The following is a 14,292-nucleotide window of genomic DNA, read 5'->3' on the forward strand; positions in this document are numbered from 1 at the left end:
GCGATGTAGGTATTCGTGACGCGAGTATTCGAGGGATGAGGGCCCGCTGTACCTGACTGAGGCTAAAAGGCAACATGCGTACTCGGTTGTTTACCCTGTTGGGGTCCGAGTACTGATTTCGTCGGTGCGGCGCTGTACCAAACGGCACGCTGCGCGGAAGGAGAGGCCGCCCCGCGCGCCGTCCGACGCGACGGGCGAATCACTGGCGGATCCCTGTCGGGATCCGGAATCGCCGCGGCGGCGATCGAGAGCGCTCTCCGCCGAAGTGGATACCGGTTCGGCGTGAGAGAGCGCGTCGAGACAAAGGTTTAGAGCCGTGCCCGATTGCAACGCGATCGGGCACGGCTCTAGTCCAGCCGGACCAGGAGATCGCGCATGCCGCCGACATCGACGAACGTGCTGAGGTCGCGGCCGAGCAGGCCGGCATGTCGCTCCGCGTAGGCCTCCGGCGTGAGCGTCCGCAGGAACGCCGTCACCGAATCGGCGAGCGGCTCGGGAAACGCCCAGCCCAGGCGCTCCGACACCGCGTAGCGTCCGGTCGCCGTCGCGGCGCGCGCCAGCGTCAGGGCGCCGCACAGGCCGCCCTCGTAGAGCCGGTTCGGCAGTAGCCAGTCCGAATTCAGTCCATCATCGAGGTAATCGACGGCCCAACTGAAGTGGATCCCGCTGTAGATCTCCGGAAGGTCGCGGGGATTGGCGTAGGGGCCGCGGAACGACATGTTCGGCCGGCCGTCAAGCGTGTCCGCCAGGGCGCGCGGGGCGATGTCCTCCTCGGAGAGGCGCCCGGCCAGAACGATCCGCACCGAGTCGCCGAGGGCGTCCGCGATGGCGGCGAGGATCGTCAGGCTCCGGCGGCAGCGCAGCGTCCCGAACCAGCCGATCACCCAGGGCGGTTCCGCCGTCCGGGTGCGGTCGAGCCGGGTCGTCACCTCGCCGAGGCGGTGGCCCATGACCTTGTTCTCGAGGAGGTGCCACGCGCCGGCGAAGCCCTGGACCGGCCGGAAGTACCGGTCGATGAAATCCGGGGCACTGACGACGAGGAGGTCGCTGCGGCCGAGGATCCAGCGCTCGACCGCGCGGGCGATCCGTCCCGGCGCGTCCGGCCGCACCATCAGCCGCTGGATGTCGAGCACCTCGTAGACGAGGCGCGCGCGGCTCCCGGCGAGGCGCGCCGCGGTCCAGGCCACGAGGGCCATGTCGAGGTTGCGCACGTAGATCACGTCCGCCGCGCGCAGGTCGCGCCGGCGGCGCAGCGCCCGGGCGATGCCGACGGCGAGGCGCGGCAGGCGGCGGGCGTAGTTGCGGTCGACGGTCAGGCCGAGGGGGACGATGTCGTCGGCCACCGGGGCCTCGGCCGGCACCGCGCCGGGGCGGTCCCGCTCGAAGGCGTACACGATGACCGACCACCCGGCGTCCCGGATGGCGTCGACCCGCTTCCGGACCGTGGGCTCGGCCCGGTCGTGCCCGAAGAAGGCGACGCGGCGACCGCGCGGGGTCTCGGAGGCCGTGACGGAGGCCGTCGCGGAAACCGCGAAGGCCGGGGTCGGGGCGGCCCGGGCCGGCGCGAAGGCCGCCACCCGGTCGAGGCCTTCGGCGCGCGGGCCGGTCACGAGGCTGCCTGGGTCGCGCCGCGGGCGCTGCGCCGGGCCGCGGTCCAGCGGCTCAGCGCGCCGCGGAGTCCGCCGCGCCGGACCGTCTGGCCGTCGTTGGTCTTGTTGAGCACGACGCCCAGGACGGTGCTGCCGCTCGACTCGAGATCGTGCACGGCGGTGGCGACGTCGTCGATGCTGGTCCGGCCCGCCTCCACCACGATGATCAGGCCGTCGAGCGTGTCGAGGAGCGGCCGGAGCGTGGGGAGCTCGTCCACCGGGGGCAGGTCGACGACGACGCGGTCGAGGGCGGGGCGGTCGAGGGCGGGGCGTCCGTCCCCCAGCACCGCGGCGACGCCCTCCGGGGTCATCAGATCGCTGAAATGGGGATCGTTCGGGTGGCGGTTGCCGCAGGCGAGCAGGCGGACCTCGCCGGGCTGGGGGCGGACCGCCTCGGTGGCGCCGCAGCGGCCGGCGAGCACGTCGAGGAGGCCGCGCTGCTCGGTGGCCTGGCTGAGCCGCGAGAGCGTCCCCTGCCGGACGTCGGCGTCGATCATCAGCACCCGCCCGGAGCTCGCGCGGGCGCGGGCGAGGAGCTGGCCGAGATTGCTCGCGAACAGGGTCTTGCCCGCGCCGGCCCCCACGGAGGTGACGCCGATCGCGAAGACCGGGCCGCGACGGTCGCTGCCCAGGACGTGCGCCTTGAGGCTGTGCAGGCGCTCGACGAACACCGATTGCGGCATGAACCGCACGGCGCTCGCCCGGAACGCCTCGATGCTGGCCGGACGCTGCGCCTCGTTGGCGTGGGCCTGCGCCAGGGCCAGCGCCGCCCGGAAGCCGGGCTCGCGCCGCAGCTCGGGGAGGGCGGCGAGGCAGGTCAGGCCGTGTCCGGTCAGCTGCCGGGGCGTGCGGATCGTCCGGTCGAACCAGTGCCGCGCGAAGGCGCCGCTCACGCCGAACCCGGTGCCGACCAGGAGGCCGAGCAGCATGATCAGGCTGCCGCGAGGCGCGCTCGGGGATTCCGGCACGGTCGCGGGCGTGATCACGTGGGCGGAGGGCTGCGGATAGGATTGCTGGTTGACGGCGTCGATGTAGCGCTGGAGCAGGTTGGTGTAGATCTGGTCGTAGGTCTCGGCGGTGCGGTCGAGCTCCCGCGCCTTGACGCGGGCGTTGCTCATGATCAGCGTCTTCGAGATCAGCGCGTCGAAGGCCGCCGTCATGCTGTCCTCGCGCGCCTTGGCGACCTCGTAATCGTGGTCGAGGGACACGGCGAGGCGCTCGAGCTCGGTGCGCAGCGACTGCTTGGCCGCCAGGATGTCCCGCTGGATCGCCTGGACCGCCTCGTGGTCGGGGCCGAGTCGGCGCTTCAGGTCGTCGGCGCGCTGCACGAGGTCGACGTACTGCCGGCGCAGCTGGATGATGACGCTGTCCTTGAACGCCTCGGTGATCCCCGGATCGGCGATGTCGGAATCGAGGAGCCCGCGGATCTGATCGCGCACCGCGCGGGCGTCGACGGTCTTGGACCGGGCTGCGGCCACCGCGGTGTTGAGCTCCTCGACCTGCTGCTCGCCCACGAGGCCGCGCTTGCCCAGGTCGATGATGGTGTGCTCGGCCTTGTAGGTCTGGGCCTCGCGCGAGGCCTGGCTGGCGCGCTGCTGGAGTTCCTTCAGGCGCGGCAGCATCCACTCGCCGGCGACCTTCCAGACCTGGGCCCGGTTCTCCAGCTCGGTGCTGACATAGGCCCCGGCCACCGCGTTCGCGACGGCGGCCGCCGTGGCGGGATTGTCCGCGCTGTAGCCGACCTCGATCACGTAGGCGGCGCCGATGCGGCTGGCCTCGACGTTCTCGCGCAGCGTCCGTGCCTGGCGCAGGTCCGGGCTGACGGGGGCGGGTTCCTGGACCGGCCGCTCGGCCCCGATCAGCCGGAGGGGCAGCGCCTTGGCGGCCTTCACGAACTCCCGGACCTTCGCGACGAGCGGGTGCGTCGGCGCCGCCAGATCCTTCAGGGCCGACTCGTCGAGCCGGTGCACGGCGGCGAGCGCGATCTTCTCCGAGCGGATGTACTCGACCTGGCTCTCGACCTCGGCGATCTCGAGCGGCGTCCCGGCATTGGGCGTGTCGCGGGCCGTCACCGGGCTGGAGCGGCTCTCGATGTAGACGCGGGCCCGGGCCGTGAAGATGGCCGGCGCCGTCGCGACGTAGATCCCGGCGCAGACCAGCCCGACGGCGGCGAAGGCCAGGATCGACCGCCAGTTCTGCCGCGCGATGGTCAGGATCGAGACCTGGGACTCCGTCTCGGGCGAGAAGGGCTGGCCGCGCCAGGCTCCGGTCCCACCGGGGCGGGTCGCACCGATCGGCAGGAAGGACGCGCTGGTCGAGTGTCGGTTCATGGATCTCTCCTCACCGCGGCGGTCACCGCCTCGGGGCGCTATCCGTCAAAGGGGACGCCGGCTCGGCCCGATGGGCGCGTCGAGCCGGGGCGGGTGGGTCAGTTCTGGCCGGCCCCGTCGCCGACGCCCCGCATGGCGGGATCCGGCTTGAGCGCGATCTCCACGACGTCGCCCGGAAGGAGCTCCGTGTCCTCGGCGGCGTCGATCTGCGTCTTGGCCGGTCCGCTCTGCCGGAAGACCGCGATCGCCGCCTGCGCGCGGCTTCCGGACAGGAGCTGCGCCCGGAGGGCGCCGGTATAGACCAGCTTGTCGTTGATGCTGTTCAGGCGCGACCGGTACGTCGCCAGGTTGTTCTCCGCGACCTGGAGCTTCTCCAGGGCGTCCATGGCCTGCACGTCGTCGACCCGCTCGAGCTTGCGGGCGACGTCGCTCTTGTCGCGCTCGAGCTGGGTGAGCTGGACCGTCGTCTGCAGCGCGCGGGTCGAGGAGAGCAGGACGGCGCGCCGCGCGTCGGTCAGCCGGGTCGTGACCACGGCGCCGCGCTGGAAGAGCGCCCGCACGGTGTCGTAATCCTCGGCGTCGGCGGTGACGCCCTCCTTCTCCTTGACCTGCTGATCGCTGAGGCTGGTGAACTGCGTCTGCGTCCGGTTGAGGGAGCGCTGCAGATGGTCCTTCTCCTTGGCGATGTCGGTCATCTGCACCCGGAGCTGCTGCTCGGCGAGCTTCTGCGCCGGGGTCGCGCGGCTGCCCGGGGCGACGTCCGCCGGCGGCGGGGACTTGTCGCCCCGCGACGCGGCGACGACCGCCTTCAGGCGCCAGATCGTGGCGGATTCCCGCTGGATGCTCGCCCACGTGCTGTCGTACTCGGCGCGCAGGTTCGCCGTCTCGACGACGGGGTTCTCCATCCTGAACCGCAGGAGGTTGTAGCCGCCCGCCAGGGCGATGGCCTGCCGCACGGTCATGCCCGGATGGAACGGGTGCTCGCCCTGCTTGGTCACGTCGCCGCTCAGGTAGACCGGCTGGTACTTCGAGATCCGCACCCCGATCTCGTCGGGCTCGAGCACCGCGATCGATTCCTTGCCCTCGGAGTTGCGCTGCCGCACCGCCTTGGCGGGCAGCGACTTCTGCAGGCTCTGGCGCAGCTCCGCGACGGTGAGCCCGGCGGCCGGCACGTCCCCGAGCAGCGGGACCATGACGGTGCCGTCGGTGGAGACCGTCGCCTCCTGCTTGAAGGTCGGGATGCTGAGGGCCGTGACCTCGATCGTGTCGCCGGGCCCGATGCGGTACTCCGCGGCCGCCGGCAGCGCCGACAGGGCGAGCAGGCACGCCGCGAGGCCGGCGCGGCCGGCGCGGGTGGTTGCGCGTCTTCCCGCGGTCTTCGTCGACATCTTCGACACGCATCGTCCCCTTAAGGCTCGCCCTCGGAACCCGGGCGCGGCGGTCGAGCGGCAGGACCGCGCCGGCCTCACGGGCTCATGAGGGCTGAGACGGCATGATGCGTAACGGCCGAGCCAGCCGGGACTCCTCCAAATGGCGGGCGCGGGCATCCTTGCCGGGGCGGGGGCTTCGCCTTTCGACGTAGGCCCCCTGGCCCGAACGGTGCGCCGGGCCGGGGAGGGGTCACACCGGACGGGCGCCGTTCGCCTTTCGACGGACGAACCGCATCGAAAGCCTGGGTTCCCGGCCGTCCGCAGCTCTGTGCAGTTTTGACGCACAGAAGTTCGGCGGAAGGAGCGGCGGGTATGCCGATTACCGATGCAGATATTGGGGCGGATGTGGGGATCTTCTACCCGGATCTAGTCAATATTTATGGATGTCGAATCGAAAGCGGTTCGCGCATCGGCCCCTTCGTGGAGATCCAGCGCGGCAGCCGGATCGGCCCGCGCTGCAAGATCTCCTCGCACAGCTTCATCTGCGCGGGCGTCTCGATCGGGGCCGAGGTGTTCGTCGGCCACGGCGTGGTCTTCACCAACGAGCTCTACCCGGAAGCCACCAACGCGGACGGGAGCCTGAAGCGGGACGGCGAGTGGGAGCTCGTCGAGACCGTGGTCGAGGCCCGCGCCTCCATCGGCTCCAACGCCACCATCGTGGCGGGGATCACCATCGGCGAGGGCGCCCTGGTCGGCGCCGGTGCCGTCGTCACCCGGGACGTCCCGGCCTTCGCCATCGTCGCCGGATGCCCCGCGCGGGTCGTCGGCGACACCCGCACCAAGCGCGCCGAGAGCGCCGCGCGCGCCCGTTCCGTCCAGTCGCCGCGGCCCGAGCCGGCCGAGCCTCTGCAGGTTGCTTGAGGGGAATGCAGTCATGATCTCGATCGGTATCGTCGGATACGGCTACTGGGGGCCGAACCTCGCCCGGTGCACCTCGGAGAGCGAGCGCTGCCAGCTGGTGGCCATCGCCGACCAGTCGCCCGCCGCGCTCGGCCGGGCCGGCAAGCGCTACCCCGCCGTCCAGCTCCATCAGGACTGGCGCGACCTCGTGGCCGATCCCGCGATCGACGCCGTCATGGTGGCGACGCCGGTGAGCTCGCACTTCGAGATCGCCATCAACGCGCTGCGGGCCGGCAAGCACGTCTTCATCGAGAAGCCGATCACGCCCTCGGCCTTCGAGGCCCGGCTGCTGATCGAGGAGGCGGCCAAGCGCAACCTGCGGCTGATGGTGGACCACACCTTCGTCTACACGGGCGCGGTCGAGAAGATCCACGAACTCATCACGACCGACGCCATCGGCGACGTGTTCTACTACGACTCGACCCGGGTGAACCTCGGCCTGTTCCAGCGCGACGTGAACGTGATCTGGGACCTGGCGGTCCACGACCTCGCCATCCTCGACCACATCCTGGACCTCGCCCCGGTGGCGATCTCGGCGAGCGGCACCGGCCATTTCAGCGGCCGCCCCGAGAACATGGCCCACCTGACCGTCTTCTACCCGCGCGGCGTCGTCGCGCAGATCAACGTCAACTGGCTCGCGCCCGTGAAGGTGCGGCAGACGCTGATCGGCGGCAGCAAGAAGATGATCGTCTACAACGACCTCGACCCGATCGAGAAGGTCAAGGTCTACGACCGCGGCGTCACCGTCGGCGGCGGCTCGGACGACATCACCGAGCTGATGGTCTCCTACCGGACCGGCGACATGTGGTCGCCGCACTTGTCCTTCCGCGAGGCGCTGATCGTCGAGATTGAGCACTTCGCAGACTCCATCGAGAACGGCACCGCGCCCATGACCGACGGCCACAGCGGCCTGCGCGTCGTCGAGATGCTCGAAGCCGCCATGCGCTCCCTGCGACAGAACGGCACCCCCATCGACCTCATGCCACTTGCGAGGGCCTCGTGATCCCCTTCCTCGACCTCAAGGCGCAGTACGCGGCGATCGGCGGCGACGTCGAGACCGCGGTCCTCAACGTCCTGCGCAGCGGCGACTTCGTCCTCGGCCCGGCGGTCAGCGCCTTCGAGGCGGCCTTCGCCGAAGCCTGCGGCGCCCGCCACGCGGTCGCCGTCAGCAGCGGCACCGCGGCCCTGCACCTCGCCCTCCTCGCCCTCGACATCGGTCCGGGCGACGAGGTGATCACGGTCTCGTCGACCTTCGTGGCGACGGTGGCGGCGGTGCTGTACGCCGGCGCCACCCCGGTCCTCGTCGACATCGACCCGGTCGACTGGACCATGGACCCGGCCCTGGTCGAGGCGGCGATCACGCCCCGCACCAAGGCGATCCTGCCGGTGCACCTGCACGGCCGGATGGCCGATCTCGACGCGCTCGGCGCCATCGCCCGGCGCCACGGGATCGCCCTCGTCGAGGACGCCGCCCAGGCGCATCTCGCCGAGCGCGGCGGCCGCAAGGCCGGCACGATCGGGGATCTCGGCTGCTTCAGCTTCTATCCCGGCAAGAATCTCGGGGCCTACGGCGAGGGCGGCGCCATCGTCACGGACCGGGACGACCTCGCCGAGGCGGCCCGCTGCCTGCGCGACTGGGGCCAGCAGGGCAAGTACAACCACGTCCGCCACGGCTTCAACCTGCGCATGGACGGCGTCCAGGGCGCGGTGCTGGGGGTCAAGCTCCCGCACCTGGAGGGCTGGACCCGCACCCGCCAGGCGGCGGCGGCGGAGTACGGGGCGCGGCTCGCGGGCCTCGGCCTGGAGCTTCCGGCCCCCGCCGGCCTCGACCACGTGTTCCATGTCTACGCCGTGTCGACGGCGGACCGCGAGGGGCTGCGCCAGTACCTCAACGCGGCCGGTATCGCCACCGGCATCCACTACCCCGTCCCGGTCCACCGGCAGCCCGCTTACAGCCACCTCGACGACGGTGCCGGCCGCCTGCCGGTCACCGAGCGGCTGGCCGCCCGGACCCTGTCCCTCCCGATGTTCCCCGAGATGACGTCCGCGCAGATCGACACCGTCTGCCGGGCCGTCGCCAGCTACTGCGAGGTCGCCGATGCCCAAGCTGCGTGAGGTCACCAAGGGAAGCCGGTTCAGCGGCGACCTGCGCGGGACCCGGATCCTGGTCACGGGCGGATCGGGCTTCATCGGCTCCCACATCATCGACCTGCTGGTCGAGGCCGGCTGCGACGAGATCGTGGCCATCGACAACATGATCCGCGGCCGCCCCGAGAACCTCGGGGACGCCCTCGGCTCCGGCCGCGTCCGCCTCGTCCAGGGCGACATCCGCGACCGCGCCCTGATGGATACGCTGGTCAAGGGCACCGACGTGGTGTTTCACCAGGCGGCCCTCCGGATCACGCAGTGCGCCGCGGAGCCCCGCCACGCCTTCGAGGTGATGGCCGCCGCGACCTTCAACCTGCTGGAGAGCTGCGTCGAGGCCGGCGTCGCCAAGGTCGTGATGGCCTCCTCGGCCTCGGTCTACGGGATGGCGGAGGTCTTCCCGACGACCGAGAAGCACCACCCCTACGACAACCGGACCCTGTACGGCGCCGCCAAGTCCTTCGGCGAGGGCCTCCTGCGCTCGTTCAACGACATGCACGGGCTCGACTACGTGGCGCTCCGGTACTTCAACGCCTACGGCCCGCGGATGGACCTGACCGGCCGCTACACCGAGGTCATGGTCCGCTGGATGCAGCGCCTGGCCGAGGGCCAGTCGCCGATCGTGTTCGGCGACGGCCTGCAGACCATGGACCTCGTCCATGTCCGCGACATCGCCCGGGCCAACATCCTGTCGGCGATCTCGCCCGCCACCGACGTGGTGCTCAACGTCGGCACCGGCGTCGAGACCTCGCTGGTCGACCTCGCCGGCCACCTCACCCGGATCATGGGCCGGGACGGCACGCCGCTGGTCCACGAGGCCGAGCGGGCCGTGAACCCGGTGCCCCGGCGCCTCTGCGACACGAGCCTCGCCAAGGAGCTGATCGGCTTCGAGGCGAAGATCGGGGCGGCCGAGGGCCTCGCCGACCTCGTCGCCTGGTGGCAGGACGAGTCCCGCTCGGAACACCTGCGGCGGGCGCTCGCATGATCCCGATCGCCAAGCCCGAAGTCGGCGCCCCCGAGGCCGAGGCCGCCGCCGCCGTCGTCCGCTCCGGATGGCTGACCCAGGGGCCGCAGGTCGCGGCCTTCGAGACGGAGTTCGCCGCGATCGTCGGCGCGCCCCACGCCTGCGCGGTCTCGAACTGCACGACCGCGCTGCATCTCGCCCTGCTCGCCGTCGGGGTCGGCCCCGGCGACGAGGTGGTGACGGTGAGCCACAGCTTCATCGCCACCGCCAACGCCATCGCCCAGTGCGGGGCGACGCCGATCTTCGTCGACATCGACCCGGCGACCTACAACATGGCCCCGGACGCCGCCGCGGCGGCGATCACCGAGAAGACGAAGGCGATCGTCTGCGTCCACCAGATGGGCATGCCCTGCGACCTGGAGGCGATCGCCGCGATCGGGCGCCGCTCCGGCATCCCGGTGATCGAGGACGCCGCCTGCGCCATCGGCTCCGAGCGGCTCCAGGGCGACGTCTGGCGGCCGATCGGCAGCCCGGCGGGCGACATCGCCTGCTTCTCGTTCCACCCGCGCAAGGTGCTGACCACCGGCGACGGCGGCATGATCACCACCGCCAACGCCGCGTGGGACCGGACCTTCCGGCTGCTGCGCCAGCACGGGATGAGCGTCTCCGACATCGCCCGCCACGGCAGCGCCAAGGTGGTGGTCGAGGCGTACTCCATCGCGGGCTTCAACTACCGGATGACGGACGTGCAGGCGGCCATCGGCCGGGAGCAGCTGAAGCGGCTGCCCGACCTGATCGCCCGGCGCCGCAACCTCGCCGACGGCTACCGCGCGCGGCTCGCCGATCTCCCCGGGGTGACGCCGCCGCCCGAGCCGATGGGGCTGCGCAGCAACTGGCAGAGCTACTGCGTCCGCCTCCCGGACGACGCGGACCAGCAGGCGGTCATGCAGGCGATGCTCGACCGGGGCATCGCCACCCGCCGGGGCATCATGTGCGCGCATCTGGAGCCGCCCTACGCGGAGGCGCCGCGGCGGTTCGCGCTGCCCGAATCCGAGCGGGCGCGCGACCACGCGATCCTGCTGCCGCTCTACGCGGCGATGACGGAGGCGGAGCAGGACCAGGTCGTCGACGGCCTGCGCGACGCCCTGCGATGATCCCCGCACCGGTCAAGAGCCTCGCCCGGACGGTCGGCCTGACGCGCCCGCGCGTCGCCGCCGCCCGGATGGCCTGCGAGCGCACGACGCTCGCCCTCGCCCGGATCCGGCGCCCGGCGCCGGGCGGCCGCATCCTCTGCTACCACTCGGTCGGCCAGTCGGAATGCGGCGTCAACGACGTCTCTCCCGCGCGCTTCCGCCACCAGCTCGAGCGCGCCCTCAGCCTCGGCTACCGCTTCGTGCCGGCGGCCACGATCGCCGACGGGCGCGGCGGCGCGCGGGATCTCGCCATCACCTTCGACGACGGCTGGCGCAGCGTCCTCAGCGGGGCGGCGCCGGTCCTCAGCGATCTCGGGATCCCCTGGACCCTGTTCATCGTGTCGGGCTGGCTCGACCGGCCCGAGAGCGCGCCGCCGGGCATCCTGGGCTGGCGCGCCATCGAGGCGCTCGCGGCCAACGGGGTCGAGATCGGCAGCCATTCCGTGACCCACCCGGATTTCGGGCGCCTCAGCGCGGAAGAGGCGGCCGAGGAGCTGGAGGAATCCCGGCGCGCCATCGGGGCCCGCCTCGGCGTCCTGCCCGACTCCTTCGCGATCCCCCTGGGGCAGTCGGCGAACTGGACGCGGGCGGCCGCCCACGCGGCCCGGGAGGCGGGCTACCGGATCGTCTACGCGCAGGCGGTGGAGACCCGTCCCGCCGGAACCGTGGCGCGCAGCTTCGTCACGCAGTTCGACAACGATCTGGTCTTCGGTGCCCTGCTCCGAGGCGCCTACGACGCCTGGGAGGAGTGGGTATGAACCGACCCGCGCAGCGCCGCGTCTCCGTCGTGGTGCCCACCTGCAACCGGCCCGCCTTCCTGCGCGAGGCCCTGGCGAGCATCCGCGCGCTGGAAGGCCCCGACCTCGTCTTCGAGATCATCGTCGGCGACAACGGCGCGGCGGGCCCCGCCGCCGAGGTCGCCGCCGCGTTCGGCGCGATCCACGTCCCCGTCGACCGGCCCGGCGCCGGCGCGGCCCGCAATGCCGGCCTGACCCGGGCGAGCGCGCCCTACGTGGCGTTCCTCGACGACGACGACGTCTGGCAGCCGGCGCACATCCGGGAGCATCTGCGCCTGTTCGAGGCCGATCCGGAACTCGGGGTCGTGTTCGGGCAGATCGTCACCGCCGACCACGACCTCGTGCCGACCTACGGCCCCTGGCCGCCGGAACTTCCGACCGACAAGGGCGCGCTGCTGCGCCGCATGCTGAGCGGCTACTTCCCGCAGATCGGGGCGACGGTGGTGCGCCGGACCGTCGTGGACGCGATCGGCCTGTTCGACGAAGCCCTGCTCGGCGATCAGGACTGGGACTGGCAGCTGCGTGCCGTCCGCGGCCACGGCGTCGGCTTCGTCGCCGCGCCCTGCGTGCATTTCCGGCAGCGGCCGGCAGGGACCTTCGACCGCCTGATCGCCCGCCGGATCCACTTCACCCGCCTGGTCTTCCGACGCCACGCGCCGGCGCTCGGCGTCTCGCGGCTCGCGGCCCTGCGGCTCTATTTCGGGACCGTGCAGGGCTACTACGACGCCCTGTTGGACGCCACCGAGGCCCACATGGCCCGCGGCGACCGCCGCGCCGCCGCGGGAGCGTTCCTCACGGCATTCCGCCTGATGCCGCACCGGGCGATCCGGCAGGCGTTCCGGCCGACGCGCGTGCGCGCGGCCCTGCTGGCCCTGGCCACCGGGCCGGCCGCCCGGCCGCTGACCGCCGAGCCGAAGACGCGCTGAGGCCGACAAGGCTGTCGCTCCGCGGCGCGGACCCTCCCAGGGCCCGCGCCGCGGAGCGCGCTCGCGCTGTCCCTGTGGTGTTCGGCGGGCCGCCCAGGATTCCACGCGGTCCTGGCGGCTCCGCCGCCCCTGCGGCGGCGCGCGGGCCTTCGTCACGCAGACCGGTGAGGGCTGTGGAGGCGCGGGCGGGCGACCCGGCCTCCCGCGACGCGCGCGCCGTCCGGCGTGACCGATCCGCGGCCACCCGGGCCCGGGGGCGGCCTCAGGCGCCGGGGATCTGCGCCCGGAGCCGCATCGGGCCGAACCGATCCTTCACGTTGCGGACCAGCCATTCCGGGAGGAGAAGCCGCACCGGCTCCCAGAGGCCGGAGAAGTCGCCGGCGCGGCGCAGGGCCAGCCAGGAGGCGACGCGCTGGCGCAGCGGCAGCATGCCGATGTAGTTCTTGGTCATCTCCGACACGGGGAAGTCCGAGCCGAACATGTCCTGGTGGCGCAGGTCGGGCTCGCCGAGATGGGGCGCCTCGGCCGGGCCGGGCGCGCCGGCCTCCGGGAGCAGGCGGGGCAGGGCCAGCGCCTGCGCGTAGATCGCGTCGAGTCCCGCCAGCCAGGCGGCCGGCGCGTAGAGGCCGGCGACCGCGGCGGCGCTCTCGGCGCCCGCGGCGTCCCGCGCCGCGGCGTCGATGATGAGCGCCGTGAGGTGGGCCTCGTAGGCGGCCTGGTCGTGGGCGACCCGGGCCGTGACGTCGAGCCCCGGATGGTTGATCGCCACGATCTCCGCCGCCGCGGGCGCCTCGAACCGTGTCACCAGCGGCAGCCCGTAGGCGGCGGCCTCCAGCATCGAGGTCGACGACACGAACGGGTAGGAATCGACGTAGATGTCGGCCGCCTCGAAGAAGACCCGCGGGTCCGACAGCTCGGGATGGGCCGTGATGCGCCCGCCGGTGGCGGCCCGGGCCCGTTCCCAGTCGACCCGCTCGCCGGGGCCGACCACGATGAGCCGGGCCTGCGGATGTGCCGCGAGCAGGTCGACGTGGCGATCCGCGTAGGTGACCGGCCCGACGTTGCGGTACTTGGCCCCCCGGGCCACCGAGACCAGGAGGACGCTGTCCTCCGGGACGCCCAGGGCCTGCTTGGCCGCGCTGCGGGCGCGCTGGCGCTCGGGCAGGGTGATCAGGGTCGGCAGCAGGAGGCTGCGGGCCGGATCGACGCCGCGCCGCGTGACGGCGAGCCGGCGCGCGGCCTCGCGCAGGTTGATCACCGCGTGGCTGATCCGCGTCCCGATCCAGAACAGGTGGTCGGCGTGGTTGAGGAGCAGGACCGGCGGGCTCTTCGCCGGATCCGCGAAGGCGATCAGCGGGACCACGTCCTCGCAGTGGATGTGCAGGACGACGACGTCGTAGCCGCGCGCGATCTGGCGCAGCTCCCGCGCCCAGGCGAGCTTGTCGCCCTTGTGGTGGTTCAGGTGGTGGATCCCGCCGCCGCTCTCGCGCACTGCGGCGGTGATCCGCCCGTCGACCGGGCCGCGATGCTGGGTCAGGGCGACGCCGTTGACCCGGTTGCGGTCGGCGCCGATCCAGAGCGCGAGCATCTTGGTGAGGCCGCCCACCGGGGCGAGCTGCGTGCAGACGTGGAGGACGCGCCGGTACGGCGCCCCGTCGGCCCGCGCGCCGTCCGGCCCGCCGCCGTCGAGGGTCCGGCCGATCCCGGTCATCAACCGTTCGAGGCGCGGGCTCGCGAACACGCCGCAGTGCCGGTGCGCCGCCAGGGTCGCCGCGATGGCGGTCTCGACGGCCGCGCCGGCGTGGTTCCCGGCCGCCGCGAGACGCTCCGCGTGCCGCACCCGGGCATCGAAGGCCGCGAAGTTCGACCGGATCCGCCCGGCGCGGGACGCCGTCCCGCCCGCGGGCTCCCCGTCGCCGTCACGGACGAGTTCAAACGCGCCTTTGACCATCACGCCC

At 72.6% G+C, this 14,292-nt stretch carries 11 protein-coding genes; 7 read left to right on the plus strand and 4 right to left on the minus strand.

Annotated elements, in window-relative coordinates:
• Positions 1 to 347: 347 nt before the first annotated feature.
• From BLW78_RS00720 to BLW78_RS00730, 3 genes are all read right to left on the minus strand, one after another.
• On the minus strand, positions 348 to 1,610 hold the full coding sequence (locus BLW78_RS00720) for a glycosyltransferase (protein ID WP_091675710.1): 1,263 nt from the start codon (positions 1,608 to 1,610) through the stop codon (positions 348 to 350).
• A complete protein-coding gene (locus BLW78_RS00725) occupies positions 1,607 to 3,979 on the minus strand; it encodes a GumC family protein (RefSeq protein ID WP_091675713.1) in 2,373 nt (790 codons plus the stop codon). The genes BLW78_RS00720 and BLW78_RS00725 overlap by 4 nt, the downstream gene beginning before the upstream one ends.
• Positions 3,980 to 4,077: 98 nt before the next feature.
• The gene (locus BLW78_RS00730; RefSeq protein ID WP_091675716.1) at positions 4,078 to 5,367 is read right to left on the minus strand and encodes a polysaccharide biosynthesis/export family protein; all 1,290 of its coding nucleotides are present in this window, start codon (positions 5,365 to 5,367) and stop codon (positions 4,078 to 4,080) included.
• Positions 5,368 to 5,721: 354 nt separating this feature from the next.
• Between BLW78_RS00730 and BLW78_RS00735 the strand changes: the two genes are divergently transcribed.
• Genes BLW78_RS00735 through BLW78_RS00765 form a run of 7 tightly spaced genes read left to right on the plus strand, consistent with a single transcriptional unit; the run spans position 5,722 to position 12,334 of the window.
• Complete coding sequence (locus BLW78_RS00735) at positions 5,722 to 6,270, plus strand: acyltransferase (RefSeq protein ID WP_026604627.1); 549 nt, start codon at positions 5,722 to 5,724, stop codon at positions 6,268 to 6,270.
• A gap of 13 nt (positions 6,271 to 6,283) precedes the next feature.
• Entirely contained in the window at positions 6,284 to 7,312 is a 1,029-nt protein-coding gene (locus tag BLW78_RS00740; RefSeq protein WP_020091188.1) for a Gfo/Idh/MocA family protein, read from the plus strand.
• Positions 7,309 to 8,424 carry a DegT/DnrJ/EryC1/StrS family aminotransferase gene (locus BLW78_RS00745; protein WP_091675719.1) on the plus strand — a complete coding sequence of 372 codons (1,116 nt, stop codon included), beginning with the start codon at positions 7,309 to 7,311 and terminating at the stop codon, positions 8,422 to 8,424. Before BLW78_RS00740 ends, BLW78_RS00745 begins: the two co-directional genes overlap by 4 nt.
• Positions 8,408 to 9,439, plus strand: a complete 1,032-nt coding sequence (locus BLW78_RS00750) for an NAD-dependent epimerase/dehydratase family protein (protein ID WP_020091186.1) — start codon at positions 8,408 to 8,410, stop codon at positions 9,437 to 9,439. Before BLW78_RS00745 ends, BLW78_RS00750 begins: the two co-directional genes overlap by 17 nt.
• Positions 9,436 to 10,572, plus strand: coding sequence for a DegT/DnrJ/EryC1/StrS family aminotransferase (locus BLW78_RS00755; protein WP_091675721.1), 1,137 nt, complete (start codon positions 9,436 to 9,438; stop codon positions 10,570 to 10,572). The genes BLW78_RS00750 and BLW78_RS00755 overlap by 4 nt, the downstream gene beginning before the upstream one ends.
• Entirely contained in the window at positions 10,569 to 11,369 is an 801-nt protein-coding gene (locus tag BLW78_RS00760; RefSeq protein ID WP_042671162.1) for a polysaccharide deacetylase family protein, read from the plus strand. Before BLW78_RS00755 ends, BLW78_RS00760 begins: the two co-directional genes overlap by 4 nt.
• Positions 11,366 to 12,334 (plus strand): glycosyltransferase family 2 protein, encoded by a 969-nt coding sequence (locus BLW78_RS00765; protein ID WP_091675724.1) that lies wholly within the window; start codon positions 11,366 to 11,368, stop codon positions 12,332 to 12,334. Before BLW78_RS00760 ends, BLW78_RS00765 begins: the two co-directional genes overlap by 4 nt.
• A gap of 262 nt (positions 12,335 to 12,596) precedes the next feature.
• On the opposite strand, the gene BLW78_RS00770 is transcribed toward BLW78_RS00765, so the two are convergent.
• Positions 12,597 to 14,285 (minus strand): glycosyltransferase, encoded by a 1,689-nt coding sequence (locus BLW78_RS00770; RefSeq protein WP_091675727.1) that lies wholly within the window; start codon positions 14,283 to 14,285, stop codon positions 12,597 to 12,599.
• Between the last annotated feature and the right edge of the window lie 7 nt (positions 14,286 to 14,292).

The sequence above is a fragment of the Methylobacterium sp. 275MFSha3.1 genome (assembly GCF_900108435.1).
In the GTDB taxonomy this organism is placed as follows: domain Bacteria; phylum Pseudomonadota; class Alphaproteobacteria; order Rhizobiales; family Beijerinckiaceae; genus Methylobacterium.

Bases quoted from the DNA above. Each gene is read 5' to 3' on its own strand.
- BLW78_RS00725 (WP_091675713.1), bottom strand. From the start codon at position 3,979: ATGAACCGACACTCGACCAGCGCGTCCTTCCTGCCGATCGGTGCGACC.
- BLW78_RS00750 (WP_020091186.1), top strand. From the start codon at position 8,408: ATGCCCAAGCTGCGTGAGGTCACCAAGGGAAGCCGGTTCAGCGGCGAC.
- BLW78_RS00755 (WP_091675721.1), top strand. From the start codon at position 9,436: ATGATCCCGATCGCCAAGCCCGAAGTCGGCGCCCCCGAGGCCGAGGCC.
- BLW78_RS00765 (WP_091675724.1), top strand. From the start codon at position 11,366: ATGAACCGACCCGCGCAGCGCCGCGTCTCCGTCGTGGTGCCCACCTGC.
- BLW78_RS00740 (WP_020091188.1), top strand. From the start codon at position 6,284: ATGATCTCGATCGGTATCGTCGGATACGGCTACTGGGGGCCGAACCTC.
- BLW78_RS00730 (WP_091675716.1), bottom strand. From the start codon at position 5,367: ATGTCGACGAAGACCGCGGGAAGACGCGCAACCACCCGCGCCGGCCGC.
- BLW78_RS00735 (WP_026604627.1), top strand. From the start codon at position 5,722: ATGCCGATTACCGATGCAGATATTGGGGCGGATGTGGGGATCTTCTAC.
- BLW78_RS00760 (WP_042671162.1), top strand. From the start codon at position 10,569: ATGATCCCCGCACCGGTCAAGAGCCTCGCCCGGACGGTCGGCCTGACG.
- BLW78_RS00770 (WP_091675727.1), bottom strand. From the start codon at position 14,285: ATGGTCAAAGGCGCGTTTGAACTCGTCCGTGACGGCGACGGGGAGCCC.